We start from the raw sequence: 26,532 nt of genomic DNA, 5'->3' as shown, positions 1-26,532 counted from the left end.
AAGCTTTTTTGTGTTTTTCCTGTTTTATTGGAAACAATTTGCTAGAATCGTTTTTTTATACAGATCGCTTTTTGTGGTAAAGTTAGGTTACAATATGAAGAATTTTGTAGATGACTAGGAGGAAAAGAATGGCATACCAAGAAGACCTGCATCCTTTGCTGGGGGAAGCAGTTGAACATATTAATAGAGTAATGGTTGGAAAACGAGACATCGCCATACTCAGCTTAGCAGCCATTCTTGCAAAAGGCCATGTGCTGCTTGAGGATGTACCCGGAGTCGGAAAAACAATGATGGTCCGCGCGCTGGCAAAGACAATCGGCGCTGATTTCAAAAGAATCCAATTCACTCCGGATTTGCTGCCATCTGATGTAACAGGCGTCTCCATCTATAATGCGAAAACGATGGAGTTTGAATACCGTCCCGGCCCGATTATGGGAAATATCGTGCTGGCCGATGAAATCAACCGCACCTCTCCGAAGACACAGTCGGCTTTGCTTGAAGCGATGGAAGAGGGAAGCGTAACGGTGGATGGCCATACGATGCCGCTTGCCGCTCCGTTTTTTGTGATGGCAACGCAAAACCCGGTGGAATATGAAGGGACCTATCCTTTGCCGGAAGCACAGCTTGACCGTTTTTTATTCAAACTGCGCATGGGTTATCCGTCCTTTCATGAAGAACTGGAAGTCCTATCTCTTCAGGAAAAAAGCCATCCGATTGAGACGCTTGAGGCCGTTATTGCAAAAGATGACTTCATCCGTTTACAGCGGGAAGTGCAAAATGTCCGCGCTGATGACAGCATAAAAGAATATATTGTTGAAATCGTGCAGAAAACGAGACAGCATGCTTCTGTTCAATTAGGCGTCAGTCCGCGCGGATCAATCGCTCTCATGAAAGCGGCCCAAGCATACGCGCTGCTGCATCACCGCGATTATGTAATTCCGGATGATATTCAATATTTGGCTCCTTTTACGCTTCCGCACCGGATGCTGCTGCGGCCAGAGGCGAAGTTTGAAGGAATCGAGGCAGAAACGATCATACGGGAGATTATGTCAGCTGTGAAGGTGCCGGTTCAAAGGTCGTCGGTTCGCTGATGAATAAGAAACTGCAATGGTTTGGATATGGATGGAAGCTGATTGTATTAACGTTATTAACGGCTGCTGTATTTTCTTACGCGATGTTTCAAGGCGGCTTTGTCAGCTGGTTTTTGTTTTACTCGTTTCTCCCTTTTGTCGTGTATGCCGGACTGCTTGCGTTATACCCGCTTCGCTCTTTTCAAGCATCACGGCAAATGGCTAAAACACAATTGCATGCCGGAGACAGGCTGCACGTTTCTCTTACGCTTACCAGAAAACTGTCGTTTCCCCTGATGTATATGGTGGTTGAAGATTGCCTTGCGGAAGGAATCGAGTCAGCCGCGGCCAAACGGCTCGTTTTTCCTTGGTTTAAACGGAGGATGACGATGTCATATGAACTAGCTCGGGTGCCGCGCGGAGAACATCATTTTCATGCTGTCAGGGTGCGGACCGGAGATATTCTTGGCTTAGTTGAAAAAACAGCTTTTTATGAGCTGGAGGATACCCTGTTTGTTTATCCATCCTTTCAGCGTATTCCTTACCAAGTGAATGAGAGGCATCAGGAAGACGGTGTAAGCGGTTCTTCTCCGATTCATCTGCGCCATTCCTCAGTTGCGGCGAGTGTGCGGAATTATCAGCCGGGAGACCGGTTTGCTGCATTAGACTGGAAAACTTCTGCGCGGCGGAGCCAGCTGATGACGAAGGAATTTGAACCGTCTCGAAGCAAAAATCTGTTTCTTCTCATGGACCGCTTTTCCTGTGAAGCATTCGAAGAGGTCGTTTCTGTGACAGCTTCGATTCTTTATTCTGTTTTAAAAAATGGCGCGGGGACAGGCTTGGCCTCAATCGGAAAGGAAAAAACGGTTTTTCCTATTCAGGAGGGAGAGCAGCATTTTAAGCGCATGCTTCGGCATTTAGCCGTCGCTCATTGTGATGCGCCTGACCCGGTAAGCCATTATGTACGGGAAGAGCTGGGGAAGCCGTCTGTTCGCCAGGCTGACAAAGTGATCGTCACGGGACAGATTACTGAAGATCTACTGAACATGGCAGCAGCCGAAGGAGGCCGGGTTACAGTGATACTGGCAAAAGAGAAAGATGCTGAGCTTTCTCAAGCGGAAAATGTCATGATCGAACGCATGCTTAAACATCAAATCAGAGTTCAGGTCATGAGGGACGGACGAGTTTCGCGTGTTGTTTAGAAAGAGAGGTGACGGTTGCGCATGCCGCACGATGATCAGAAGGGAAGCCGTTTGAGCTTGCTGTTATTTTATTTTCTGGCGTTTTTATTGCTGTGGGAGTGGCTCAGGCCGCTTGACAATTTTACTAATACGAAACATACAGGCTTTTTTATTGTCTTTATCGGCTTGACGTTTCTGCTGACTTTTTTCAGGATGAGGTGGTTTGTCACCGTTCCTTTTTGTGTGTTATTTACGTTGATCTCGATACACATTTTGTTTTATCAAGGTTCTATATTTGACTTGAGCTGGGTCAGTTCTTTTTTGCAGGATGTCTATTTAAATATCACGCTGATTCAATCAGGGCAATGGAATGATATGATTCCTTCGTTTCGGACATTGCTGTTTTTTGTGCTGCTGTGGCTTTTGGTCTATCTCCTTCATTATTGGGTGATTTACCAGAGAAGAATCTTGTTTTTCTTTATGATGACAGTAGCGTATATTACGATTCTTGATACCTTTACGCCATATGATGCCACTTTTGCCGTCATCCGTATTGTGGTGGTCGGCTTCTTTATGCTCGGCCTTTTATACTTAGAACGCATCAAGCTGATAGAAAGAATCATCCTTCCAAAAACATCTGTCCTGAAATGGTTTCTTCCTTTATCTGTATTGGTTTTGGCTGCGGTGGGCTTCGGACTTGCTGCTCCGAAATCAGAGCCGGCTTGGCCTGATCCAGTACCCTTTCTCAAAAAAATCACGAATCAAAATCAGGTGCCGGCTGGAGAAAGCAAAATCGGATACGGAAACCACGATGAATCACTCGGCGGTCCATTTCAGCAGGATCATACACTTGTTTTCACCTGGCAGGGAAAAGAGCGTACCTATTTCCGTGTGGAAACGAAGGATACGTATACAGGAAAAGGCTGGGTTGAAACAGATACAGGCATGTCATATCAGCTTAGCGGAGGAAACGTTGAAAATCTTTGGTTTGACCATAAGGTTGCGACAGAGCGTAAAGTCATTCGTGTGAAAGTTGATGAGCACTACGGGTATAACCATGTGATGTATCCGATCGGCGCAAAAGCCATTCAGCCAAAGCAGGCTGTCTCACTTGAAATGAACGGGAACACGGAACAAATTTCTCCGATCAGTGAACAAGCAGGTGAGGTCAGAAATATGGGAAGCTATACGGTAACGTACAATTCTCCTGTCTACAAACTGGATGAGCTGAGAAAGGTAAAAGTGAGAAACAACAGCGATGAATACACATTCAGCGATCGTTATATGCAGCTGCCAGATTCGCTGCCAGAGCGGGTGAAATCACTCGCAACCAAACTCACTCAGGATCACGATAATATGTTCGATAAGGTGAAAGCGATTGAGGATTATTTAGGATCCAATGCATTCACATATGAAACAGAAAAAGTGACTGTCCCTAAAGATGGTGAGGATTATGTCGATCAATTTCTGTTTGAAACGAAGAGGGGCTATTGTGATAACTTTTCTTCCGCCATGGTGGTGCTCCTGCGTTCAGCCGGCATTCCAGCCCGCTGGGTAAAGGGGTATACATCCGGCCAATATAAAGAAGCCGGAAACAAAAACGGCAGCATCTACAAAGTGACAAATAACAACGCCCATTCCTGGGTAGAGGTATATTTTCCGAAACAGGGCTGGGTCACATTTGAGCCGACGAAAGGGTTTACGAATCCAGCTCAGTTTACTTCTTCTGACACAAAGGATTCTGGCAGTGGCAGCAGCGGCTCACCGGAGAAAACGAAAGAAGAACAGAAAGAAGAGAAAAAACAGCCGGAAAAAAAGGAAAAACAAAAGGAAAAACGGGAGACAGCGGTTTCTAAAAAACCGTCCGCTTCACATACAAACGCCGGGACGGACTGGTATCTGGCGCTCGCAATCCTTGCGGTTCTCCTCGTGGCAGCGGTATTGCTGTATGTTTTCCGTTCGTTATGGATTCCTGTTTTCGCTGTGAGAAAATTGAAGCAGCGCAGTGATCAGCACGTATTTTTTGAAGCGTATGGCGCGCTGTTGAAACAGCTGAAGAGAAGGGGGCTGCCGAAACGAGACAGTGAAACGCTGCGTGATTATGCAAAACGAATCGATGGAAAATACGACTCAAAAGACATGTCAAAGCTGACATTACGCTATGAACGGGCGCTTTACAGAAATGAAGATTCGGCAGTGCTTTGGAATGATTCCAGAGAGTTATGGGAAAATTTAATTAAAAGAAGATGGTCTTGACCGCTTATCGACGTGTTGTTAGAATTAGTGAATATTATCGGAGTCTGGGAGCGAGTTGCCGGACTCCGGCAAACGGCCTTGCCAAAGAGGGCGGAGCGAGCTTCATATCTGTCCTCGTTTTTTCTGTGTCAAAAAACTTAGAGGAGATTAGGTGACAACCATGACAAAGTTAGTGAATGAAATGATTCTTGTCCTTGATTTCGGCAGTCAGTATAACCAGCTGATTACACGCCGTATCCGTGAATTCGGTGTATACAGCGAGCTGCATCCCCATACATTGACGGCTGAAGAAATTAAAGAAATGAATCCAAAAGGAATTATTTTATCCGGCGGTCCAAACAGTGTGTATGATGAAAACTCTTTCCGCTGTGATGAGAAAATCTTCGAACTTGATGTTCCTGTTTTGGGAATTTGCTACGGCATGCAGCTGATGACTCATTACCTTGGCGGTAAAGTGGAAGCGGCAAGCCAGCGCGAATACGGAAAAGCAAACATCCGCATCGAAGGCACACCTGATTTGTTCAAAGATCTTCCGAACGAACAAGTGGTTTGGATGAGCCACGGCGATTTGGTTGTAGAAGTTCCTGAAGGCTTCACTGTTGATGCGACAAGCCATCACTGCCCGAATTCAGCGATGAGCAAAGCGGACAAAAAATGGTACGGCGTTCAGTTCCACCCGGAAGTGCGCCACTCTGAGTACGGCAATGACCTTCTGAAAAACTTTGTATTCAGCGTTTGTGAATGTGAAGGCAAATGGTCAATGGAGAACTTTATTGAAATCGAAATGCAAAAAATCCGTGAAACAGTCGGAGACAAGCAGGTTCTTTGCGCGCTAAGCGGAGGCGTTGATTCCTCTGTTGTGGCTGCTTTGATTCATAAAGCGATCGGCGATCAGCTGACTTGTATCTTTGTAGACCATGGTCTTCTCCGTAAAGGCGAGGCTGAAGGTGTCATGAAAACATTCAGCGAAGGCTTTAACATGAACGTGATTAAAGTAGACGCAAAAGACAGATTCTTAAATAAACTTAAAGGCGTTTCTGATCCTGAGCAAAAACGCAAAATCATCGGCAATGAATTCATTTACGTGTTTGATGATGAAGCGGACAAGCTCAAAGGCATCGACTATCTTGCACAAGGAACGCTTTACACAGATATCATCGAGAGCGGTACAGCAACGGCGCAAACGATCAAATCTCACCACAATGTCGGCGGGCTTCCAGAAGACATGCAGTTTGAACTGATCGAGCCGTTAAACACGCTTTTCAAAGACGAAGTGCGCGCGCTTGGCACAGAGCTCGGCCTTCCGGATGATATCGTATGGCGTCAGCCTTTCCCAGGACCGGGACTCGGAATCCGCGTTCTTGGCGAAGTAACAGAAGAAAAACTGGAAATCGTTCGTGAATCTGATGCGATTCTCCGTGAAGAGGTTGCTAATCATGGATTAGAGCGTGATATCTGGCAATACTTCACTGTTCTCCCTGACATCCGCAGCGTTGGTGTTATGGGTGACGCAAGAACATATGATTACACAATCGGAATCCGCGCCGTCACATCAATCGACGGCATGACATCTGACTGGGCGCGTATCCCGTGGGATGTGCTTGAAGTCATTTCGACACGTATTGTAAACGAAGTGAAGCACATTAACCGCGTGGTGTACGATATTACAAGTAAGCCGCCTGCGACGATTGAGTGGGAGTAATAATAAGATTAAAACCATCTTTTAAGAGATGGTTTTTTTTGTTAATATAAAATTGAAAATAAAGAGAAATTTGGTGAGATATGCATTTAGCTCATTTTACAAAAGCGGATACTGCTCTAGAATATATATTTAAAAATAATTCAATAAAATTCAATAGTTTAAATGGTGTAAATGATCCTAGAGAATCTAAAATATGGCCTTTTAAGTTTTTTTGTTATCAGGATAAAAATAAGGCTCTTTTCGAAGAAGGGTTATTTGAAAGAGCTCATAACTATATTCTGAATAATTTTTTAGTTTGTTGTTTTAGTTATGATAATGCTTTTCCTAATTATCAAGAGTGTGACTTAGACATGAGAATGTGGGCACAGTATGCAGATAATCATAAAGGGCTTTCTATAATTTTTGATCAAAGTAAGATTTACCATTCAATAAAAACTTTTACGGATGGAGATATCTATCACGGGAGAATAGATTATCTATCTTATCCCTATATTAATCAAAAAAACAATTTAACGAAAAGTAATTTTAAAGGATTTATTTATCCTACTGTTGCTATATTGAGTCATCCTTTTTTGAATCCAACATGTACCGATCCTTATATGCTTTGCCTCGAAAAAATAAAAAGTATAGGATTTGAAAAATATATGAATGAGCATATCAAATACTTCTATAATGAATTATTTTTTACAAAAAAAGATTCTTGGAGCGGTGAAAGAGAGTATAGATTTGTTATCCACACTAAAAACAAAGAGAAAGAAATATTTGTTCCTTTAGAAGATTCTGTTAAGGCTGTAATACTAGGTAATGACTTTGAACACTTCGATAAGATATTATATTATGCTAGAAAGTATCATTTTGATCTTTATAAATTAAATTCAAGAGGATGGCATAGCCATTTAATTAAAATAGATATTACTGATCCTTTTAATTACAATGGTGTATCGCTAGATAATACTCTCCCAATTAATTTTAATTATTCAACAGTCTTTACTCAAGGGGTTGGAGAAAAAGGCGATATAAGAACCGTTATGTATGATAAAAATAGCGGTAATTTTTCTTTACTATAACTCTGTGAAAAGTTTTATGTGCTGCATTGTTATTTACAAAAAAACGTTCCTTTTACAAAAAGGGACGTTTTTTTGTTGCTTTTTTGAAACCGTTTCGGCAGTTTTTGTATCTAACAACATAGGAGGTGGATAAGGTGAAGGAAGAAAGATTGATTACAAAGGCGAGAAAAGGAAATACTCGCGCCTTTGAAAAGCTTATGCTGGCACATCAGGATACTTTATATAAAACAGCCTATCTTTATTTGAGAAATAAAGAAGATGCACTTGATGCTGTACAGGAAACGGCTTATAAAGCTTTTATTCATATAGAAAAACTAAAAGAGCCAAAGTATTTTTTAACATGGCTAACCCGAATATTGATCAATTCCATTTTTGCCATGAATAAAAAGAAAGGCGATTTGGTTCCGTTTGAGCAGCAGCATGATACTGGAACCGATCAAGCCAATATAGAGGAATACATGGATTTGCGAAATGCGATTGATTCACTTGATGAACATGTTCAGCTCACGATTCAGCTCTACTATTTTCAAGATTATTCGATTTCAATGATAGCTGAACAAACAGGAATGGCAGAAGGCACGATCAAAACCCATTTACATAGAGCGAGAAAAGCATTGAAACAAGAGCTGGAAAAGGAGGATCAAAACAAATGGACAAACACCAAGTGAAGCAGATATTTGATGACATAGAAGTGCCAAAGAAAGCGCTAAAAAAGGCAATACATCAAGCTGTCGTTCGTGCTGAAAATGACAGTAACAGCAGACGCCGTTTTAAATGGGGACGAAGGATTACTAATGGAATCACTGTTGCTGCTGTCGTATGTATATTGTATTTCACGTCCGGTCTTTTTCTGCCATCTGTAAACAAAGCGATGGGAAGCATACCCATTGTCGGCCAAATTTATAAAGATTTTCAAGATAAAGTTGGCCTATCATTGTTTGAAAGCAATTTGGTCACAGATTTGAATGAAAAGGCTGAATCCAGAGGAATCACCGTTTCTGTAAACAGCTCCTATTACGATGCCGGACAGCTTGTCTATAACTTTACTGTTGATAACCTCCAGTCTGATGAAAAAGAGCTCATGTATGATGTGGACGAAGTGAGTTATAACGACAATTTTTCAATTAACTACGATTCCTTAGTGCTTAAAAAAATAAACAACAAACAATATGCAGGACAATTAAGGATTTATACAAATGGCATTCAAATAAAAAATGGGGAAACCGTACCCTTTGTGATTACTCATATCAATGAAATACAGGGAAATTGGAGGTTCAAACTGCCAATTATCAAAAAGAAAGCGAGTTATTTAGAAAGCTCAAAATCGGTATCCGTTTATCATAATCGTTATCAATTTTCCAATATTCAAGTGGAGAATGGAAGGCTCGGATCTGTCCTTCAATTTACAATAGATTATCAAGGCATAGCAAAAAATGATTCGGTTGAAATTAACGAAGTCAAAGATGATTTAGGAAACACATATGAGATGACAGAGTCAAACATCGAACTTGGGGACCGAAGAAAAATAAACGAGAGAACAGTAAGAGTAAAAGGACAAACACAGTTAGAATCACCAATCAATCCAAAAGCGAAAAAGCTAACATTAATAGCAGATATTAAATCTGAGGCAGAGGGCAGTGAAATTGTTCCGCTAAATGCTGAGATGCCGTTCCATATTTCAAAAACAAACCATCAAAACATAGGAATTGAAATCAATAACATGAAACAAGAAGGAAGAAAAGTATTGGTACAATACCGCTTCACTGGAATTGATACCTCAAGCATGGATGAAAATGATTTAGTGAATATAGGTGAAACGATTGGCCTTGGTGATATGAAAAAAATGAAATCATGGGCTGATCCGTTGGCTTATTATGAAGAAGGTTATTATTTGAAAGCAAATACAGCTAAAGTGAAAAATATGAACACAGCCGAAATGCTATCCACTTTTGAACTGGATGATGCCTATCTTGATAAGTTGTCTTTAAAACATTTTGAGTTTGATAAGTATGGTCTGTATATCGATAAAGGTGTTATAAATGATCTTATTCAACTAAAGCCATTCTCGTTTACTGTACCAGTGCATCAGGTGAAGCAGCCTGGTGAAAAAAAATCATCATAAGTTGGAAAACCGTATGCAGTCATGCATACGGTTTTTACATTTGTTGCTCATTTAGTCAATAGACGAATAAACCAATTTTTTTAACAAGTAATGTTCGTTATTTATATTGTCATTTCAAATTGATGTTGGTACAATAGACACAGAAATCAAATAAGATGAATTCGTATAATCGCGGGGATATGGCCCGCAAGTTTCTACCAAGCTACCGTAAATGGCTTGACTACGTAAACATTTCTTTCGTTTGATATAAATAAAACACGTTTATTTATTCAAACTGAAATCGGTCTGTAGTCAAGCGTCCCAAAATGTATTGGGGCGTTTTTTATTTGGCGATTTCAGGGCAGGATAAATAGCAAAGAGTGAAGGGAGTCAAATAGCTTGAAAACGTATTTTCAGTTTGATGAGCTGGGCACCAGCTATCGCAATGAAATCATTGGCGGATTAACGACTTTTTTATCTATGGCATATATTCTGTTCGTCAATCCAATTACGCTTGCTTTGGAGAGCGTGAAAGATTTTCCGGAGGCGCTGAGAATTGACCAGGGCGCGGTCTTTACAGCGACAGCGCTGGCGTCGGCAGCAGGCTGTATCTTAATGGGATTGATCGCGAGGTATCCGATTGCCATCGCGCCCGGTATGGGGCTGAACGCGTTTTTTGCGTTTTCTGTCGTCCTCGGTATGGGCATTTCGTGGCAGGCAGCTTTGTCTGGTGTTTTCATTTCAGGTCTTATTTTCGTTGCTCTTTCGTTAACAGGTTTTCGTGAAAAAATCATCAATGCCATTCCGCCTGAGCTGAAATTGGCAGTCGGCGCGGGGATCGGCCTATTTATTACATTTGTTGGATTGCAGGGATCAGGAATTATCACTGCAAACCCTTCTACACTCGTCACCATCGGAAACATTCACAGCGGTTCTGTGCTGTTAACGATTTTCGGTGTGATTGTAACAGTTATTTTAATGGTGCTCCGCGTAAACGGCGGCGTATTTATCGGAATGCTGCTGACGGCGGTTGCCGGTATGGTCTGCGGGCTGATTCCGGTTCCGACACATATTGTCGGCAGCGTGCCGAGCCTTGCGCCGACGTTCGGACAAGCGTGGATTCACCTGCCGGATATTTTCTCCGTGCAGATGCTGATCGTCATTTTAACGTTCTTGTTTGTCGGATTTTTTGATACAGCGGGCACACTTGTTGCTGTGGCGACTCAGGCTGGTTTAATGAAGGAAAACAAATTGCCGCGTGCGGGCCGTGCGCTTTTAGCCGATTCATCTTCCATTGTGATCGGTGCCGTACTTGGTACGTCTACAACAACTTCTTACGTTGAATCAAGCTCAGGTGTCGCTGCGGGTGCCCGTTCAGGATTTGCGGCGATTGTAACAGGTATTCTCTTTTTACTGGCTACGTTTTTCTCACCGCTTCTATCAGTCGTTACTTCAAATGTAACAGCGCCGGCGCTTATTATTGTCGGTGCGCTGATGGTAGCGCCGCTTGGCAAAATCGCTTGGGATAAGTTCGAGGTGGCCGTTCCCGCTTTCCTTACCATGATCATGATGCCGTTAACGTACAGCATTGCGACTGGGATTGCCATCGGATTTATTTTCTATCCGATTACAATGGTGTGCAAAGGAAAAGCCAAAGAGGTTCATCCGATCATGTACGGATTGTTTGTCGTATTTATCCTGTACTTTATCTTCTTAAAATAAGGAATAAAAACCAGCTGCTGGCAGCTGGTTTTTTTGTTGCGAAAAGTAAAACCATTTCATACGATATACCGTCATGTAGATGTGCCGCCATGATTTACTTAAATGGAAATGACTTGACTGTTCAGGAAGGCTTCGGTACCTTATATAAGAGTTTCCGCCGTATTTTTTTGATAGGAGTTGCTGACATGACGGAAGAAAGAAAAGAAATGTTTGAAGAAGAAATGAACCAGAGTGAAAGAATAGATGCAGATGAAGAACCGCTATCGAGAATGTCCAGAAAGGCGAGCAGGCAAAGCAAGCAAAAGCAAAAGCAGAAACCGCACAAGGAACGCGGTGAATCAGCTGTTAAAGACAAGCTTGCGTCTGTATGGGCAGCCATCAACAGATATTGCGGTTTTGCGTTCTCAATTTTAAAATCACCGGCGAAAACCGTCGTGGCGGATGGTTTTTCTCATTATAAATATGGTCTGATTTCAATGCTTATATTCAGTATGATTTTTTCAATTGGGAACTGGTTCCAATTAAAGGCGAGCTGGAATCGGCCGCTCGGGTTTGGAGAACGCCATCATGCGTTTTATGACGGATTTTTAGTCGTTCTTGTGTATTTGCTGATCTTTTTTGCGGTATTGGTCTTTGCTGTATGGGCCGTCTCCCGTTATATGATAAAGCAGAAGGTGACGTTCAGAGAAGCGGCTGCCGGTTTGGGTTCATTGCTTGTGCCGGTCATTGCTGTTTCAATCCTTTGGCTGATCTTTGCGATCGTGAATGTCCCGATGCTGACAGTTCTGTTTACAGTGCTGATCTTGTTTTCGATCTTTTTCATGATGGCGCTGTATGTGCAGCGTCTGCATCAGGCGGCACACGATGCACCGATTGATTATATCTATTGTGTATTCGCTGTGGTTGCGGTAGCGCTGCTGTTTGCGGCGGTGACTTGGCCGTTTATTTCTGAATATTTCACGGCGTCGCTGATCCCGCTTTAATGAAAAAAACCGGCTGTCCACAGCCGGTTTTTTTCTGTCACATTTTTTACAAATATATCTAAAAAACCCAATTGATTTGTAGGATTAATCCATGTATGATGAGGAAAATGCTGTAAGCGTCCAGTGCACAAACCTTTAGATTTAAGGAGGATGATGGACATGGCTGATTTACTTCGCCAAGCGATTAATCAAAAGAAACAGTTTTTAAAAACCAAATTACTGCTCTCGGAATTTTATCAGGGAAGAGGGGAACAGCTGGCCGATTATACGCTGAGTGAGCTTGAGAAAGAATACAAGTCCCTTCTGAAAGTAAAAAAAGAGATCTGACAATAGATGAGAAGAGGTGAGTCTGCTGTGAAAAGCGGGCTTTTTTGTTTTGGTGTTGAAAAAGTGAGAAAGAGGGTAAACTACTACTGTTCCAACTCATAGAGCGTGCTGAATTATTTTCTTTAGGCTGACGGCTTCAGCTCATTGTAAACGGTCCGTTTCTCTAGTAGAATATGAATGCTTTATGCAAGCTGAAGAGTAGGGGGTAACATAAATGATGCAAACCGTCTTATCAAATGGAGCAGCCATGGTTCTCATCATTCTCATTATTAATATTGTTTATGTATCATTTTTCACAATAAGAATGATATTAACGCTGAAAGGCCAGCGCTATTATGCGGCCGGCATCAGTACGATTGAAATATTGGTGTATGTGATGGGGCTGAGTCTTGTGCTCGATAACTTAGACCAGATTCAAAACGTGATCGCGTATGCGCTCGGTTACGGTCTTGGCGTAATTGTCGGCATGAAAATAGAAGAAAAACTGGCACTTGGCTATATGATGGTCAACGTGATTACGAAGGAGCTTGATGTTGATCTTCCGAAGCAGCTTCGGGAAAAAGGCTACGGCGTGACAAACTGGGTGGCCGGCGGGCTTGAAGGCGACCGCACCGCCCTGCAGATTCTGACACCGAGAAGATATGAGCTCCAGCTGTATGATACGATTAAAACAATAGATCCAAAAGCCTTTATTATTGCGTATGAACCCAAAACAATCCATGGCGGCTTCTGGGTCAAAGCAGTGAAGAAGAGGAGAATTAAAGAATAATGGCAAAACCAAAGAAGAAAAAGTTTGAAGTGACAGAGCAGCAAACCATTGATGCGGTGCTTCAGCAAATGAAAGAAGAAGGATATTTGCCTGTGCGGCGAATGGAAGAGCCTATTTTTATGGAACAAAAGGAAAATGGGTCAATTCAGATTGTTCCGTGCGGGAAAAAAATCGTATTTGAAGGGAAGTTGATCTAAAACACGAACATTAGTAGGAAGAATTTTCGTATCGTTCGATAATATCGTTGACATTATCCATGTCCGTTGTTAAGATAAACATGAAATCAAAACACGACCTCATATAATCTTGGGAATATGGCCCATAAGTTTCTACCCGGCAACCGTAAATTGCCGGACTATGCAGGAAAGTGATCGATAAAACTGACATGGATATATCGCAGAAGCGAACGACTGACGATACATGTACCATGCCCGGTTTGTATTGCTTCCTCATAAGTGCAATGCAGAGCGGGTATTTTTTATTTTCTGAAAACAAAAGCATGAGAAGGTGGGGACAGAATGCAGCCGCTAGTAGGAATCATCATGGGAAGCACTTCCGATTGGGAGACAATGAAAAATGCATGCGACGTACTTGACGAACTTAATGTTCCGTACGAAAAAAAGGTCGTTTCCGCTCACCGGACGCCTGATTTGATGTTTGAATACGCTGAAACGGCCAGAGAAAGAGGCATCAAGGTGATCATCGCCGGTGCCGGAGGAGCGGCTCATCTTCCGGGGATGACGGCGGCGAAAACGACACTGCCGGTCATTGGAGTCCCGGTTCAGTCCAAAGCGCTGAACGGACTGGATTCACTTCTTTCCATCGTCCAAATGCCAGGAGGCGTGCCTGTTGCGACAACAGCCATCGGCAAAGCGGGCGCTGTGAACGCAGGCCTGTTAGCGGCGCAAATTTTGTCAGCTTTTGACGAAGAGCTTGCCCGGAAGCTGGATGAGAGAAGAGAAAATACAAAACAGACGGTGTTAGAAAGCAGTGATCAGCTTGTTTAATCAAATCATCTATCCGGGTGCTGTAATCGGCATTATCGGCGGCGGACAGCTTGGGAAAATGATGGCTGTGTCCGCCAAACAAATGGGGTATAAAGTCGCTGTTGTTGATCCGGTGAAAGATTCGCCGTGCGGGCAGGTTGCGGATATCGAAATTACCGCTCATTACAATGACCGTGAAGCGATTCGGAAATTGGCTGAAATCAGCGATATCATCACGTATGAGTTTGAAAACATCGACTATGACGCGCTGCATTGGCTAAAGGATCATGCGTATCTCCCGCAAGGAAGTGAGCTGCTGCTCATCACCCAAAACCGTGAAACAGAGAAAAAAGCAATTCAAGCAGCGGGCTGTGAAGTCGCACCGTACAGAATCGTCCATACAAAGGATGAACTGAAACAGGCGGTACAGGAGCTCGGGCTTCCAGCAGTGCTGAAAACATGCCGCGGCGGATATGACGGCAAAGGCCAATTTGTGATCAAGGAAGAGACGCAAATGGAGCAGGCTGCCGCTCTTTTAGAACACGGAACTTGCATTCTCGAAAGCTGGGTTTCTTTTAAAATGGAACTGTCGGTTATCGTTGTCAGATCGGTAAACGGTGAAATCTCAACATTTCCGGCAGCTGAAAACATTCACCACAACAATATTCTCTTCCAAAGCATCGTGCCTGCACGGGTGGAGGAAGGAATTCAGAAGAAGGCTGCTGAGCTGGCTGTTAGGCTTGCAGAAGAGCTCAATCTTGTCGGGCCGCTTGCTGTTGAGATGTTCCTGAGAGAAGACGGCGAGCTTTTGGTCAATGAACTGGCGCCAAGACCGCACAATTCAGGGCATTATACGCTCGACCTTTGCGAAACGAGCCAGTTTGAACAGCATATCAGGGCGGTATGCGGCCTCCCGCTCGGGAAAACAGATTTGCTGAAGCCGGGCATGATGGTCAATCTCCTCGGTGATGAAGTAAAGCTTGTGAAGGAAGAGCCGGAGCTTTTAAAAGAAGCGAAGCTATATATATATGGAAAACATGAAATCAAAAAAGGCCGCAAAATGGGGCATATTACATTTATGAAGCAGCCTGAAGACCGCTGGATTCAGGAGATCACAAATAAATGGATGAATAGAGACGGAGGACAAGCAGAATGATTGAACGTTATTCAAGACCTGAAATGTCCGCGATTTGGACGGATGAAAACAGATTTCAAGCGTGGTTAGAGGTGGAAATTCTCGCCTGTGAAGCATGGGCAGAGCTTGGCGTCATTCCAAAAGAAGACGTAAAGGTCATGCGTGAGAACGCGTCATTTGACATCAACCGTATTTTAGAAATCGAACAGGACACGCGCCATGACGTTGTCGCTTTTACACGCGCCGTTTCCGAATCGCTGGGCGAAGAAAGAAAATGGGTGCACTACGGCTTAACGTCAACTGACGTTGTAGACACTGCTCTTTCTTACTTATTAAAACAGGCAAACGATATTCTGCTCAAGGACCTTGAGAGATTTGTTGACATTATAAAAGAAAAAGCGAAAGAGCATAAATACACAGTCATGATGGGGCGCACACACGGTGTACACGCCGAGCCTACAACATTCGGCTTGAAACTTGCGCTTTGGCATGAGGAAATGAAACGGAATCTTGAGCGTTTCAAACAAGCCAAAGAAGGCATCGAGGTTGGGAAGATTTCCGGCGCTGTCGGCACATATGCGAACATTGACCCGTTTGTTGAGCAATATGTATGTGAGAAGCTCGGATTAAAAGCAGCACCGATTTCAACTCAAACCCTTCAGCGTGACCGCCATGCTGACTATATGGCAACACTTGCTTTAATTGCGACCAGCATTGAAAAATTCGCTGTGGAAATCCGCGGACTGCAAAAGAGTGAAACACGCGAAGTTGAGGAATTTTTCGCGAAAGGGCAAAAGGGTTCATCTGCAATGCCGCACAAACGCAACCCGATCGGCTCTGAAAACATGACAGGCATTGCGCGCGTCATCCGCGGCTACATGATGACGGCTTACGAAAATGTTCCATTATGGCATGAACGCGATATTTCTCATTCATCAGCAGAACGGATTATTCTTCCGGATGCGACAATCGCGCTCAACTACATGCTGAACCGCTTCTCCAACATCGTGAAGAACTTAACCGTCTTCCCGGAAAACATGAAGCGCAACATGGACCGCACTCTCGGCCTTATCTACTCTCAGCGCGTACTGCTTGCTTTAATTGACACAGGCCTGACTCGTGAAGAAGCCTATGATACAGTACAGCCAAAAGCAATGGAGGCATGGGAAAAACAAGTGCCGTTCCGTGAGCTTGTGGAAGCGGAAGAGAAAATCACGTCTCGTCTTTCTCCGGAAAAAATTGCTGACTGCTTTGATTACAACTACCATCTGAAAAATGTTGATCTGATCTTTGAACGTTTAGGTTTGGCATAGAAGAAGCTTTTAGGCGGCTTCTTCTTAGCCGCCGCAGTTTGAAAATTCCCAACATTCGGGTTAGGAGGCCTTCCGTGAATATTGTGAAGAATGAACTTTTATACGAAGGAAAAGCAAAAAAAATCTATAAAACCGATGACGAAAACACATTGTATGTCGTGTATAAAGACTCTGCCACTGCCTTCAACGGCGAGAAAAAAGCAGAAATCAGCGGAAAAGGGCGCTTAAATAACGAGATCTCCAGCTTGATTTTCAAACACCTTCACGCTAAAGGCGTTCACAACCACTTTATCGAGCGCATTTCTGAAACAGAGCAGCTTATTAAAAAAGTGACGATTGTGCCGCTTGAAGTCGTCGTCAGAAACGTTGTGGCAGGCAGCATGTCCAAACGTCTCGGCATTCCAGAAGGCACGGAGCTTGAACAGCCGATCATCGAGTTTTATTACAAGGACGACGCGCTGGGTGATCCGCTCATCACAGAAGATCATATTTGGCTTTTGAAAGCGGCCACTCCTGAGCAGGTAGAAACGATCAAGTCTATCACAAAAACAGTAAATGAAGAGCTTCAAAGCATTTTTGACGATTGTCACGTCAGATTAATAGATTTCAAGCTTGAATTCGGTTTAGATGCAGACGGGCAAGTGCTATTGGCAGATGAAATTTCTCCTGACACATGCCGCTTGTGGGATAAAGACACGAACGAAAAGCTGGACAAAGATTTATTCAGACGCAATCTGGGAAGCTTAACCGACGCATACGAAGAGATTTTCAAAAGACTGGGAGGCATTCATCATGTATAAAGTAAAAGTTTATGTCAGCTTAAAAGAAAGTGTGCTAGATCCACAAGGAAGCACTGTCCAGCATGCCTTGCACAGTATGACTTACAACGAAGTGCAGGATGTGCGCATCGGGAAATACATGGAGCTTACCATTGAAAAATCTGACCGCGATCTTGACGTGCTGGTGAAAGAAATGTGCGAAAAACTTCTTGCGAATACAGTGATTGAAGATTACAGATATGAAGTTGAGGAGGTAGTCGCACAGTGAAATTTGCGGTGATTGTGTTACCCGGCTCCAACTGTGATATCGATATGTACCATGCTGTAAAGGATGAGCTCGGCCATGAAGCGGAGTACGTCTGGCATGAGGAAACAAGCCTTGACGGCTTCGACGGCGTGTTAATTCCGGGGGGATTTTCTTACGGCGATTACTTGAGATGCGGTGCTATCGCCCGATTTGCGAATATTATGCCAGCTGTCAAACAGGCGGCGGCTGAAGGAAAACCGGTTCTTGGCGTCTGCAACGGATTCCAGATTTTACAGGAGCTCGGCCTTCTGCCAGGCGCAATGAGACGCAACAAAGATTTGAAGTTCATTTGCCGTCAGGTTGAACTGATTGTGCAGAACGACGAAACCTTATTCACAGCTTCCTACGAAAAGGGCCAATCGATTACAATTCCGGTTGCCCACGGTGAAGGGAATTTCTACTGTGATGATGAAACGCTTGCTTCATTGAAAGAAAACAATCAAATTGCTTTCACATACGGCTCCAATATTAACGGAAGCGTCAGCGGCATTGCCGGTGTCGTGAATGAGCAAGGCAACGTATTAGGCATGATGCCTCACCCTGAGCGCGCGGTCGATGAACTGCTTGGAAGCGCCGACGGTCTTACATTGTTTCAGTCTATCGTGAAAAATTGGAGGGAAACTCATGTCACTACTGCTTGAACCAAGTAAAGAACAAATAAAAGAAGAGAAACTGTATCAGCAAATGGGTGTCAGTGATGATGAGTTTGCATTGATTGAATCCATTCTTGGCAGATTGCCGAACTACACAGAAATCGGAATTTTTTCTGTCATGTGGTCAGAGCATTGCAGCTACAAAAACTCAAAGCCGATTCTGCGTAAATTCCCGACAAGCGGCGAGCGTGTGCTGCAAGGACCGGGGGAAGGCGCCGGAATTGTTGATATCGGTGACAACCAAGCGGTTGTGTTCAAAATTGAATCACATAATCACCCATCAGCTCTCGAACCTTACCAAGGCGCTGCGACTGGCGTAGGCGGCATTATCCGTGACGTTTTCTCAATGGGTGCCCGTCCAATCGCTGTATTGAACTCTCTTCGATTTGGTGAACTGACTTCACCGCGCGTGAAGTACTTGTTTGAAGAAGTAGTAGCGGGTATCGCCGGATACGGCAACTGTATCGGCATCCCGACAGTCGGCGGGGAAGTGCAGTTTGACAGCAGCTATGAAGGAAATCCGCTCGTCAACGCCATGTGCGTCGGTTTAATCAACCATGAAGACATCAAAAAAGGCCAGGCGAAGGGTGTCGGCAACACAGTCATGTACGTGGGAGCGAAAACAGGGCGTGACGGAATCCACGGCGCTACGTTTGCCTCTGAAGAAATGTCTGATTCGTCTGAAGAAAAACGCTCTGCTGTCCAAGTCGGCGATCCGTTTATGGAGAAGCTTTTGCTTGAAGCATGTCTGGAAGTCATCCAATGCGATGCGTTAGTCGGCATTCAGGATATGGGAGCTGCCGGTTTAACAAGCTCAAGTGCGGAAATGGCGAGTAAAGCCGGCTCCGGTATTGAAATGAACCTTGACCTGATTCCTCAGCGTGAAACAGGCATGACTGCATATGAAATGATGCTTTCTGAATCACAGGAACGGATGCTTTTGGTCATCGAGCGCGGACGTGAACAGGAAATCATCGATATTTTTGACAAGTACGATCTTGAAGCGGTTTCTGTCGGACGGGTGACAGATGATAAAATGCTTCGCCTGACACACAAAGGAGAGATTGTGTGCGAGCTGCCTGTTGATGCCTTGGCAGAAGATGCGCCAGTTTACCATAAGCCTTCTCAAGAGCCTGCGTACTACCGCGAGTTTTTAGAGACAGACGTTCCGGCTCCGAAAATTGAGGATGCGAATGAAACACTGAAGGCCCTCCTCCAGCAGCCGACGATCGCAAGCAAAGAGTGGGTTTACGATCAATATGACTACATGGTGCGGACGAATACAGTTGTCGCTCCCGGGTCTGATGCGGGTGTTCTCAGAATCCGCGGAACGAAAAAGGCGCTGGCGATGACGACTGATTGTAACGCGCGTTATCTCTATCTTGATCCTGAAGTCGGCGGGAAAATCGCTGTTGCTGAAGCGGCGCGCAACATCATTTGCTCAGGTGCAGAACCACTTGCAGTCACAGACAACCTTAACTTCGGAAATCCGGAGAAGCCGGAAATCTTCTGGCAGATCGAAAAAGCGGCTGACGGCATCAGCGAGGCGTGCAATGTTCTCAGCACACCGGTTATCGGCGGAAACGTATCGCTTTATAACGAATCAAACGGCACGGCGATCTACCCGACACCTGTTATCGGCATGGTCGGTTTAATTGAAGATACAGCGCACATTACAACACAGCATTTCAAACAAGCGGGAGATCTCGTATACGTGATCGGCGAAACAAAATCTGAGTTTGCCGGAAGCGAGCTGCAAAAAATGACAGAAGGCAGCATTTACGGCAAAGCGCCGCAAATCGATCTTGATGTAGAGCTGTCTCGTCAAAGAGCATTGCTTGATGCGATTAAAAAAGGCTTCGTTCAATCTGCGCATGACGTATCTGAAGGCGGCTTAGGCGTAGCGATTGCAGAAAGTGTCATGACGACGGAAAACCTTGGCGCCAACGTGACTGTTGAAGGGGAAGCGGCGTTATTATTCTCTGAATCTCAATCCCGTTTCGTCGTTTCGGTGAAAAAAGAACACCAAGCAGCGTTTGAAGCAGCGGTGGAAGATGCGGTTCATATCGGTGAGGTAACGGCTGACGGACTTCTGGCGATTCAAAACCAAGACGGACAACAATTGATTCATGCGCAAACGAAAGAGCTTGAGCGCGCATGGAAAGGAGCTATCCCATGCTTGCTGAAATCAAAGGCTTAAATGAAGAGTGCGGCGTATTTGGGATTTGGGGACATGAAGAAGCCCCGCAAATCACGTATTACGGCCTCCACAGCCTCCAGCACAGAGGCCAGGAAGGCGCGGGAATTGTCGCGACGGACGGTGAAAAATTGACGGCGCATAAAGGCCAAGGGCTGATCACTGAAGTGTTCCAAAATGGCGAGCTCAGCAAAGTAAAGGGAAAAGGCGCTATCGGGCACGTTCGTTACGCAACGGCTGGAGGAGGCGGATATGAAAATGTTCAGCCGCTCCTCTTCCGTTCCCAAAACAACGGCAGCTTGGCGCTTGCCCATAACGGTAACCTTGTCAACGCCACTCAGCTGAAGCAGCAGCTTGAAAATCAAGGGAGCATTTTCCAAACCTCTTCGGACACAGAGGTTTTGGCTCACTTGATCAAAAGAAGCGGCCACTTCACGCTGAAGGATCAAATAAAAAACGCGCTTTCCATGCTGAAAGGCGCCTACGCATTCCTGATTATGACCGAAACAGAAATGATCGTCGCGCTTGACCCGAACGGGCTAAGACCGCTGTCAATCGGCATGATGGGCGACGCTTATGTGGTCGCCTCAGAAACATGCGCATTTGACGTCGTCGGCGCAACGTACCTTCGTGAGGTAGAGCCGGGTGAAATGCTGATCATCAATGATGAAGGCATGAAATCAGAGCGTTTTTCCATGAATATCAACCGTTCCATTTGCAGCATGGAGTACATTTATTTCTCCAGACCTGACAGCAACATTGACGGTATTAACGTGCACAGTGCGCGCAAAAACCTTGGCAAAATGCTGGCTCAGGAATCCGCAGTTGAAGCAGACGTCGTAACAGGGGTTCCGGATTCCAGTATTTCTGCGGCGATCGGCTATGCAGAAGCAACAGGCATCCCGTATGAGCTTGGCTTAATCAAAAACCGCTATGTCGGGAGAACATTTATTCAGCCGTCCCAGGCTCTGCGCGAGCAAGGCGTGAGAATGAAGCTGTCTGCGGTGCGCGGGGTTGTGGAAGGCAAACGTGTCGTCATGGTAGATGACTCTATCGTGCGAGGAACAACAAGCCGCCGGATTGTCACGATGCTCAGAGAAGCGGGTGCGACAGAGGTGCATGTGAAAATCAGTTCACCGCCGATCGCTCATCCGTGCTTTTACGGGATTGATACGTCCACACATGAAGAATTAATCGCTTCATCACATTCAGTTGAAGAAATCCGTCAGGAAATCGGAGCAGACACCCTCTCATTTTTGAGTGTGGATGGGCTTCTGAAAGGCATCGGCAGAAAATACGAAGACTCTAATTGCGGACAGTGTCTCGCTTGCTTTACAGGAAAATATCCGACTGAAATTTACCAGGATACAGTGCTTCCTCATGTAAAAGAAGCAGTATTAACCAAATAAAACTTGAAAATGACATAAAGGCAGCGCAGTTCGGCTGCCTTTCTCTTTCTGCCCTCGTTCGGGGAGATATTTTGAAAAGCGCCTTAAAGGAGTGAATAGGATGTCTGAAGCATATAAAAACGCAGGAGTTGACATCGAAGCCGGATATGAAGCTGTAAAACGAATGAAAAAACATGTGGAGCGCACAAAACGGCTTGGCGTTATGGGCAGTCTTGGCGGCTTTGGCGGCATGTTTGACCTGTCTGAGTTACCTTATCAAAAACCCGTTTTAATTTCGGGAACGGACGGTGTCGGCACAAAATTAAAGCTTGCTTTTTCCATGGATAAGCATGACACGATTGGCGTGGACGCTGTTGCAATGTGTGTCAATGACGTGTTGGCACAAGGTGCAGAGCCGCTGTTTTTCCTTGATTATTTAGCGGTCGGCAAAGCTGAACCTGTGAAAATAGAGCAAATCGTACAAGGTGTGGCGGACGGCTGTGAGCAGTCAGGTTCAGCCTTAGTCGGCGGCGAGACGGCTGAAATGCCGGGACTATATACCGCTGATGAATACGATATTGCCGGTTTCTCAGTCGGAGTAGTGGAAAAGGACGAAATCGTGACGGGTGAAAACATCGAGGAGGGCCATCTTTTGATCGGCCTCAGCTCCAGCGGTCTTCACAGCAACGGATTTTCCCTTGTGAGAAAAGTGCTTCTGGACGATGCGGTGCTGGATCTTGATGCAACATACGAACCGTTTGACCGTCCGCTCGGCGAGGAGCTGCTTGAACCGACAAGAATTTACGTGAAGCCGGTGCTTGCTGCGGTGAAAAGCGGAAAAATTGACGGCATGGCGCACGTCACAGGCGGAGGATTTATCGAAAATATCCCGCGCATGCTTCCAGCAGGCTTAAGCGCGGAAATCGATCACGGCTCATGGCCGATCCCGCCGATTTTCTCTTTCCTGCAAGAGTATGGAAAGCTGAAGGAAGAAGACATGTTTAACGTCTTTAATATGGGGATTGGCTTTGTTTTGGCAGTCAAAGAGGAGCATTTGACAGATGTGATCGGCACACTTGAAAGCCATGGCGAAAAAGCCTATTTGATCGGGCGTGTGAAACAGGGCGAAGGCGTCACATTCGGCGGTGCGGCACTTTCATGAAAAAGTTCGCTGTATTTGCATCCGGGAACGGTTCAAACTTCGAAGCCATCGTCACGCGGATGAAAGAGGAGAACTGGGATGCGTCCGTATCGCTTCTCGTTTGCGACAAACCGCAGGCGAAAGTCATCGAACGAGCGGAAGAGCACCAAATTCCATCCTTTGCATTTGAGCCGAAGTCATACGAAAACAAGGCCGCATTTGAGCGGGCGATTATTGAACAGCTTCATCTGCATGACGCTGAAATGATTGTTCTTGCCGGCTATATGAGGCTGATCGGTGATACGCTGCTTCAGGCATACGGAGGAAAAATCATCAATATTCACCCGTCGCTTCTTCCCGCGTTTCCGGGGATCGACGCAGTCGGACAGGCGTATCGCGCGGGTGTGAAGGTTGCAGGGATTACCGTGCATTATGTCGATGAAGGAATGGATACAGGCCCGATCATCGCTCAAAAGGCAATCGAAATTGCTGAAAGCGATACGTTGGAAACAATTGAACAGCAGATTCACAGGCTTGAGCATAAATGGTATCCAAGTGTGATTAAACAGCTATTAGGATTAAATAACAGAGGTGAAAAGGCATGGCCATTAAACGTGCATTAATCAGTGTTTCAGATAAAACAAATCTCGTTCCTTTCGTAAAAGAATTAACAGAGCTTGGCGTTGAAGTCATCTCAACAGGCGGAACGAAAAAGCTTCTTCAAGAAAACGGTGTGAATGTCATCGGAATTTCTGAAGTGACAGGCTTTCCTGAAATTATGGACGGACGGCTGAAAACACTTCATCCGAATATTCATGGCGGCCTTCTGGCGGTACGCGGCAATGAAGAGCATATGGCGCAGATCAATAAACACGGGATTCAGCCGATTGACCTCGTAGTCGTCAACCTTTATCCATTTAAAGAAACGATTTCTAAAGAAGATGTCACATATGAAGAAGCGATTGAAAACATCGACATCGGCGGACCGGGCATGCTGCGTGCGGCATCCAAAAACCATCAAGATGTGACGGTTATCGTCGATCCGGCGGATTACAGCCCAGTGCTGAATCAAATCAAAGAAGAGGGCGGCGTATCACTTCAGAAAAAACGCGAGCTGGCGGCAAAAGTATTCCGTCATACTGCGGCGTATGATGCGCTGATCGCTGACTATCTGACAGATGTTGTCGGTGAAAAAGAACCAGAGCAGTTCACCGTGACATTCGAGAAAAAACAATCGCTTCGCTACGGAGAAAACCCGCATCAGGAAGCGACATTCTATCAAACGGCTCTTCCTGTCAAAGGCTCCATTGCGCAAGCGGAACAGCTCCACGGAAAAGAGCTTTCTTACAACAACATTAAAGACGCGGACGCGGCAGTTCAAATTGTTCGTGAATTCACTGAGCCGGCTGCGGTGGCCGTGAAGCATATGAATCCGTGCGGTGTAGGGACAGGAAAAACGATCGCAGAAGCGTTTGACAAAGCGTTTGAAGCGGATAAAACATCGATCTTCGGCGGCATTATCGCGCTGAACCGTGAAGTGGATAAGGCAACTGCCGAAGTGCTTCACAGCATTTTCTTAGAAATCATCATTGCGCCTTCATTCAGTCAAGAAGCGCTTAACATCCTGACTGCGAAGAAAAATCTTCGTCTGCTGACGCTTGATGTGACTGCTGCCGTTCAAAAGGAAAAACAGCTGACTTCCGTTCAAGGCGGACTGCTCATTCAAGATTTAGATATGCACGGCTTCGATGATGCGGAGATCAGCATCCCGACAAAAAGAGAGCCGAACGAGCAAGAATGGGAAGACTTGAAGCTTGCTTGGAAAGTCGTCAAGCATGTGAAATCAAATGCGATTGTTCTCGCGAAGGACAACATGACAGCCGGTGTGGGAGCGGGCCAAATGAACCGCGTCGGATCGGCAAAAATCGCAATTGAGCAAGCAGGAGAAAAAGCGAAGGGCAGCGCGCTAGGATCTGATGCATTTTTCCCGATGCCGGATACGGTTGAAGAAGCGGCAAAAGCTGGCGTTACGGCTATTATTCAGCCGGGGGGATCTGTGCGCGATGAGGATTCCATCAAAAAAGCGGATGAATACGGTATTGCCATGGTATTCACCGGCATCAGACACTTCAAACATTAAGGGGATGAAAACGACGTGAATGTATTCATTATCGGTAAAGGCGGAAGAGAACATACGCTGGCATGGAAGGCAGCGCAAAGCAGCCTCGTTGAGAATGTATTTGCCGCTCCTGGAAATGACGGCATGGCAGCTTCCGCACAGCTTGTAAACATTGAGGAAAACGACCACGCCGGGCTTGTCTCGTTTGCAAAAGAAAATCAAGTCGGCCTGACCATTGTCGGCCCTGAGGTGCCTTTAATTGAAGGTCTGGTGGATGAGTTCGAAAAAGCGGGTCTGCGTGTGTTTGGTCCGTCAAAAGCCGCTGCCATCATCGAAGGAAGCAAACAGTTTGCTAAGGATTTAATGAAAAAATACGACATTCCGACCGCAGAATACGATACGTTTACGTCCTTTGAAGAAGCAAAGGCATATGTGCAGGAAAAAGGCGCTCCGATTGTCATCAAAGCAGATGGGCTTGCAGCTGGAAAAGGCGTAACGGTTGCCATGACAGAAGAAGAAGCTATCGCATGCCTGCATGATTTTCTTGAGGATGAAAAGTTCGGTGATGCAAGCGCGTCTGTTGTTATTGAAGAATTTCTGTCTGGTGAAGAGTTTTCTCTGATGGCATTTGTCAAAGGGGAAAAAGTGTATCCAATGGTCATTGCCCAGGATCACAAGCGGGCGTTTGACGGAGACAAAGGCCCGAATACAGGCGGCATGGGCGCCTACTCGCCAGTTCCGCAAATTTCGGAAGAAACGGTCCGCCATGCAGTAGAAACCATCGTCAAGCCCGCCGCAAAAGCCATGGTAGAAGAAGGCCGTTCCTTCACTGGCGTTTTGTACGCGGGATTGATGCTCACTAAAAACGGCTCGAAGGTCATCGAGTTTAATGCCCGCTTTGGCGATCCGGAAACACAGGTCGTGGTTCCGCGCATGGAATCTGATCTGGTACAGGTGCTTCTTGATCTTTTAGATGATAAGGAAGTCGACTTGAAATGGAAGGATACCGCGGCAGTGAGTGTTGTTCTTGCTTCAGAGGGATATCCGGAAAGCTACGCGAAAGGCACGCCGATCGGAAGCCTTGCAGCAGAGACTGAGCAGGTTGTGGTCTTCCACGCCGGAACAAAAGCAGAAGGCGGGGAGTTCGTCACAGACGGCGGCCGCGTCGCCAATGTGACGGCTTTTGATGAAACGTTTGAAGCGGCGAGAGACCGAGTGTACAAAGCGGTTGATGAGATCATCAAGCCAGGACTCTTTTTCAGAAAAGACATTGGGGCACGCGCTTTAAAGGCTGCTCAAAAATAAGTGCAAAACCCGCAGATTAAGCTGCGGGTTT

24 protein-coding genes and 2 riboswitches are annotated in these 26,532 nt (G+C 45.3%); all 24 genes read left to right on the top strand.

Annotation, left to right across the window (positions count from 1 at the left end):
- Positions 1-128 precede the first annotated feature (128 nt).
- Positions 129-1,091 (top strand): AAA family ATPase, encoded by a 963-nt coding sequence (locus tag V756_RS0117795; protein WP_024715863.1) that lies wholly within the window; start codon positions 129-131, stop codon positions 1,089-1,091.
- Positions 1,091-2,272: a DUF58 domain-containing protein gene (locus V756_RS0117790; protein WP_024715862.1), complete on the top strand. Its 1,182-nt coding sequence runs from the start codon at positions 1,091-1,093 to the stop codon at positions 2,270-2,272. Before V756_RS0117795 ends, V756_RS0117790 begins: the two co-directional genes overlap by 1 nt.
- A 21-nt stretch (positions 2,273-2,293) precedes the next feature.
- Positions 2,294-4,507, top strand: a complete 2,214-nt coding sequence (locus tag V756_RS0117785) for a DUF4129 domain-containing transglutaminase family protein (protein WP_024715861.1) — start codon at positions 2,294-2,296, stop codon at positions 4,505-4,507.
- A 160-nt stretch (positions 4,508-4,667) separates the two neighbouring features.
- On the top strand, positions 4,668-6,209 hold the full coding sequence (gene guaA / locus V756_RS0117780; RefSeq protein WP_024715860.1) for a glutamine-hydrolyzing GMP synthase: 1,542 nt from the start codon (positions 4,668-4,670) through the stop codon (positions 6,207-6,209).
- A gap of 80 nt (positions 6,210-6,289) precedes the next feature.
- Positions 6,290-7,276, top strand: a complete 987-nt coding sequence (locus V756_RS0117775; protein WP_024715859.1) for a DUF2971 domain-containing protein — start codon at positions 6,290-6,292, stop codon at positions 7,274-7,276.
- A gap of 134 nt (positions 7,277-7,410) precedes the next feature.
- Positions 7,411-7,944 carry a sigma-70 family RNA polymerase sigma factor gene (locus V756_RS0117770; protein WP_024715858.1) on the top strand — a complete coding sequence of 178 codons (534 nt, stop codon included), beginning with the start codon at positions 7,411-7,413 and terminating at the stop codon, positions 7,942-7,944.
- Entirely contained in the window at positions 7,926-9,398 is a 1,473-nt protein-coding gene (locus V756_RS0117765; RefSeq protein ID WP_024715857.1) for a DUF4179 domain-containing protein, read from the top strand. The genes V756_RS0117770 and V756_RS0117765 overlap by 19 nt, the downstream gene beginning before the upstream one ends.
- A 141-nt stretch (positions 9,399-9,539) precedes the next feature.
- A riboswitch (purine riboswitch) is annotated at positions 9,540-9,641 on the top strand.
- A gap of 135 nt (positions 9,642-9,776) precedes the next feature.
- On the top strand, positions 9,777-11,099 hold the full coding sequence (pbuG, locus tag V756_RS0117760) for a hypoxanthine/guanine permease PbuG (RefSeq protein ID WP_024715856.1): 1,323 nt from the start codon (positions 9,777-9,779) through the stop codon (positions 11,097-11,099).
- Positions 11,100-11,284: 185 nt separating this feature from the next.
- Entirely contained in the window at positions 11,285-12,082 is a 798-nt protein-coding gene (locus V756_RS0117755) for a DUF6574 domain-containing protein (protein ID WP_024715855.1), read from the top strand.
- A 159-nt stretch (positions 12,083-12,241) separates the two neighbouring features.
- Positions 12,242-12,409 (top strand): Fur-regulated basic protein FbpA, encoded by a 168-nt coding sequence (locus tag V756_RS01000000122715; RefSeq protein ID WP_032682149.1) that lies wholly within the window; start codon positions 12,242-12,244, stop codon positions 12,407-12,409.
- Positions 12,410-12,623: 214 nt separating this feature from the next.
- Positions 12,624-13,178 carry a DUF2179 domain-containing protein gene (locus V756_RS0117740; protein ID WP_024715854.1) on the top strand — a complete coding sequence of 185 codons (555 nt, stop codon included), beginning with the start codon at positions 12,624-12,626 and terminating at the stop codon, positions 13,176-13,178.
- Complete coding sequence (locus V756_RS0117735) at positions 13,178-13,375, top strand: NETI motif-containing protein (RefSeq protein ID WP_024715853.1); 198 nt, start codon at positions 13,178-13,180, stop codon at positions 13,373-13,375. The genes V756_RS0117740 and V756_RS0117735 overlap by 1 nt, the downstream gene beginning before the upstream one ends.
- Before the next feature lie 79 nt (positions 13,376-13,454).
- Positions 13,455-13,556: riboswitch (purine riboswitch) on the top strand.
- 140 nt (positions 13,557-13,696) lie between these two features.
- On the top strand, positions 13,697-14,185 hold the full coding sequence (gene purE / locus V756_RS0117730) for a 5-(carboxyamino)imidazole ribonucleotide mutase (RefSeq protein WP_024715852.1): 489 nt from the start codon (positions 13,697-13,699) through the stop codon (positions 14,183-14,185).
- Positions 14,178-15,320: a 5-(carboxyamino)imidazole ribonucleotide synthase gene (gene purK, locus V756_RS0117725; RefSeq protein WP_024715851.1), complete on the top strand. Its 1,143-nt coding sequence runs from the start codon at positions 14,178-14,180 to the stop codon at positions 15,318-15,320. The genes purE and purK overlap by 8 nt, the downstream gene beginning before the upstream one ends.
- Positions 15,317-16,612, top strand: a complete 1,296-nt coding sequence (gene purB / locus V756_RS0117720) for an adenylosuccinate lyase (RefSeq protein WP_024715850.1) — start codon at positions 15,317-15,319, stop codon at positions 16,610-16,612. Before purK ends, purB begins: the two co-directional genes overlap by 4 nt.
- A gap of 74 nt (positions 16,613-16,686) precedes the next feature.
- Positions 16,687-17,412: a phosphoribosylaminoimidazolesuccinocarboxamide synthase gene (gene purC, locus V756_RS0117715; protein ID WP_024715849.1), complete on the top strand. Its 726-nt coding sequence runs from the start codon at positions 16,687-16,689 to the stop codon at positions 17,410-17,412.
- Positions 17,405-17,659, top strand: a complete 255-nt coding sequence (gene purS, locus V756_RS0117710; protein ID WP_024715848.1) for a phosphoribosylformylglycinamidine synthase subunit PurS — start codon at positions 17,405-17,407, stop codon at positions 17,657-17,659. The genes purC and purS overlap by 8 nt, the downstream gene beginning before the upstream one ends.
- Positions 17,656-18,339, top strand: a complete 684-nt coding sequence (gene purQ, locus V756_RS0117705; RefSeq protein ID WP_024715847.1) for a phosphoribosylformylglycinamidine synthase subunit PurQ — start codon at positions 17,656-17,658, stop codon at positions 18,337-18,339. The genes purS and purQ overlap by 4 nt, the downstream gene beginning before the upstream one ends.
- Entirely contained in the window at positions 18,323-20,551 is a 2,229-nt protein-coding gene (gene purL, locus V756_RS0117700; protein WP_024715846.1) for a phosphoribosylformylglycinamidine synthase subunit PurL, read from the top strand. Before purQ ends, purL begins: the two co-directional genes overlap by 17 nt.
- On the top strand, positions 20,527-21,957 hold the full coding sequence (gene purF, locus V756_RS0117695) for an amidophosphoribosyltransferase (protein WP_024715845.1): 1,431 nt from the start codon (positions 20,527-20,529) through the stop codon (positions 21,955-21,957). Before purL ends, purF begins: the two co-directional genes overlap by 25 nt.
- Before the next feature lie 100 nt (positions 21,958-22,057).
- Positions 22,058-23,098, top strand: coding sequence for a phosphoribosylformylglycinamidine cyclo-ligase (purM, locus tag V756_RS0117690; RefSeq protein ID WP_024715844.1), 1,041 nt, complete (start codon positions 22,058-22,060; stop codon positions 23,096-23,098).
- The gene (gene purN, locus V756_RS0117685) at positions 23,095-23,700 is read left to right on the top strand and encodes a phosphoribosylglycinamide formyltransferase (RefSeq protein WP_024715843.1); all 606 of its coding nucleotides are present in this window, start codon (positions 23,095-23,097) and stop codon (positions 23,698-23,700) included. Before purM ends, purN begins: the two co-directional genes overlap by 4 nt.
- On the top strand, positions 23,679-25,217 hold the full coding sequence (gene purH / locus V756_RS0117680; protein ID WP_024715842.1) for a bifunctional phosphoribosylaminoimidazolecarboxamide formyltransferase/IMP cyclohydrolase: 1,539 nt from the start codon (positions 23,679-23,681) through the stop codon (positions 25,215-25,217). The genes purN and purH overlap by 22 nt, the downstream gene beginning before the upstream one ends.
- A 15-nt stretch (positions 25,218-25,232) precedes the next feature.
- Complete coding sequence (gene purD, locus V756_RS0117675) at positions 25,233-26,501, top strand: phosphoribosylamine--glycine ligase (RefSeq protein ID WP_024715841.1); 1,269 nt, start codon at positions 25,233-25,235, stop codon at positions 26,499-26,501.
- Positions 26,502-26,532: the final 31 nt, after the last annotated feature.

This window comes from Bacillus tequilensis KCTC 13622 (assembly GCF_000507145.1).
Taxonomy (GTDB): domain Bacteria; phylum Bacillota; class Bacilli; order Bacillales; family Bacillaceae; genus Bacillus; species Bacillus tequilensis.
This window is presented reverse-complemented; position numbering and strand designations above follow the sequence as displayed.

Bases quoted from the DNA above. Each gene is read 5' to 3' on its own strand.
- V756_RS01000000122715 (WP_032682149.1), top strand. From the start codon at position 12,242: ATGGCTGATTTACTTCGCCAAGCGATTAATCAAAAGAAACAGTTTTTA.
- purF (WP_024715845.1), top strand. From the start codon at position 20,527: ATGCTTGCTGAAATCAAAGGCTTAAATGAAGAGTGCGGCGTATTTGGG.
- purN (WP_024715843.1), top strand. From the start codon at position 23,095: ATGAAAAAGTTCGCTGTATTTGCATCCGGGAACGGTTCAAACTTCGAA.
- V756_RS0117765 (WP_024715857.1), top strand. From the start codon at position 7,926: ATGGACAAACACCAAGTGAAGCAGATATTTGATGACATAGAAGTGCCA.
- V756_RS0117735 (WP_024715853.1), top strand. From the start codon at position 13,178: ATGGCAAAACCAAAGAAGAAAAAGTTTGAAGTGACAGAGCAGCAAACC.
- purL (WP_024715846.1), top strand. From the start codon at position 18,323: ATGTCACTACTGCTTGAACCAAGTAAAGAACAAATAAAAGAAGAGAAA.
- V756_RS0117790 (WP_024715862.1), top strand. From the start codon at position 1,091: ATGAATAAGAAACTGCAATGGTTTGGATATGGATGGAAGCTGATTGTA.
- V756_RS0117795 (WP_024715863.1), top strand. From the start codon at position 129: ATGGCATACCAAGAAGACCTGCATCCTTTGCTGGGGGAAGCAGTTGAA.
- purB (WP_024715850.1), top strand. From the start codon at position 15,317: ATGATTGAACGTTATTCAAGACCTGAAATGTCCGCGATTTGGACGGAT.
- purE (WP_024715852.1), top strand. From the start codon at position 13,697: ATGCAGCCGCTAGTAGGAATCATCATGGGAAGCACTTCCGATTGGGAG.
- purS (WP_024715848.1), top strand. From the start codon at position 17,405: ATGTATAAAGTAAAAGTTTATGTCAGCTTAAAAGAAAGTGTGCTAGAT.
- purH (WP_024715842.1), top strand. From the start codon at position 23,679: ATGGCCATTAAACGTGCATTAATCAGTGTTTCAGATAAAACAAATCTC.
- V756_RS0117785 (WP_024715861.1), top strand. From the start codon at position 2,294: ATGCCGCACGATGATCAGAAGGGAAGCCGTTTGAGCTTGCTGTTATTT.
- V756_RS0117775 (WP_024715859.1), top strand. From the start codon at position 6,290: ATGCATTTAGCTCATTTTACAAAAGCGGATACTGCTCTAGAATATATA.
- purM (WP_024715844.1), top strand. From the start codon at position 22,058: ATGTCTGAAGCATATAAAAACGCAGGAGTTGACATCGAAGCCGGATAT.
- V756_RS0117755 (WP_024715855.1), top strand. From the start codon at position 11,285: ATGACGGAAGAAAGAAAAGAAATGTTTGAAGAAGAAATGAACCAGAGT.
- V756_RS0117740 (WP_024715854.1), top strand. From the start codon at position 12,624: ATGATGCAAACCGTCTTATCAAATGGAGCAGCCATGGTTCTCATCATT.
- guaA (WP_024715860.1), top strand. From the start codon at position 4,668: ATGACAAAGTTAGTGAATGAAATGATTCTTGTCCTTGATTTCGGCAGT.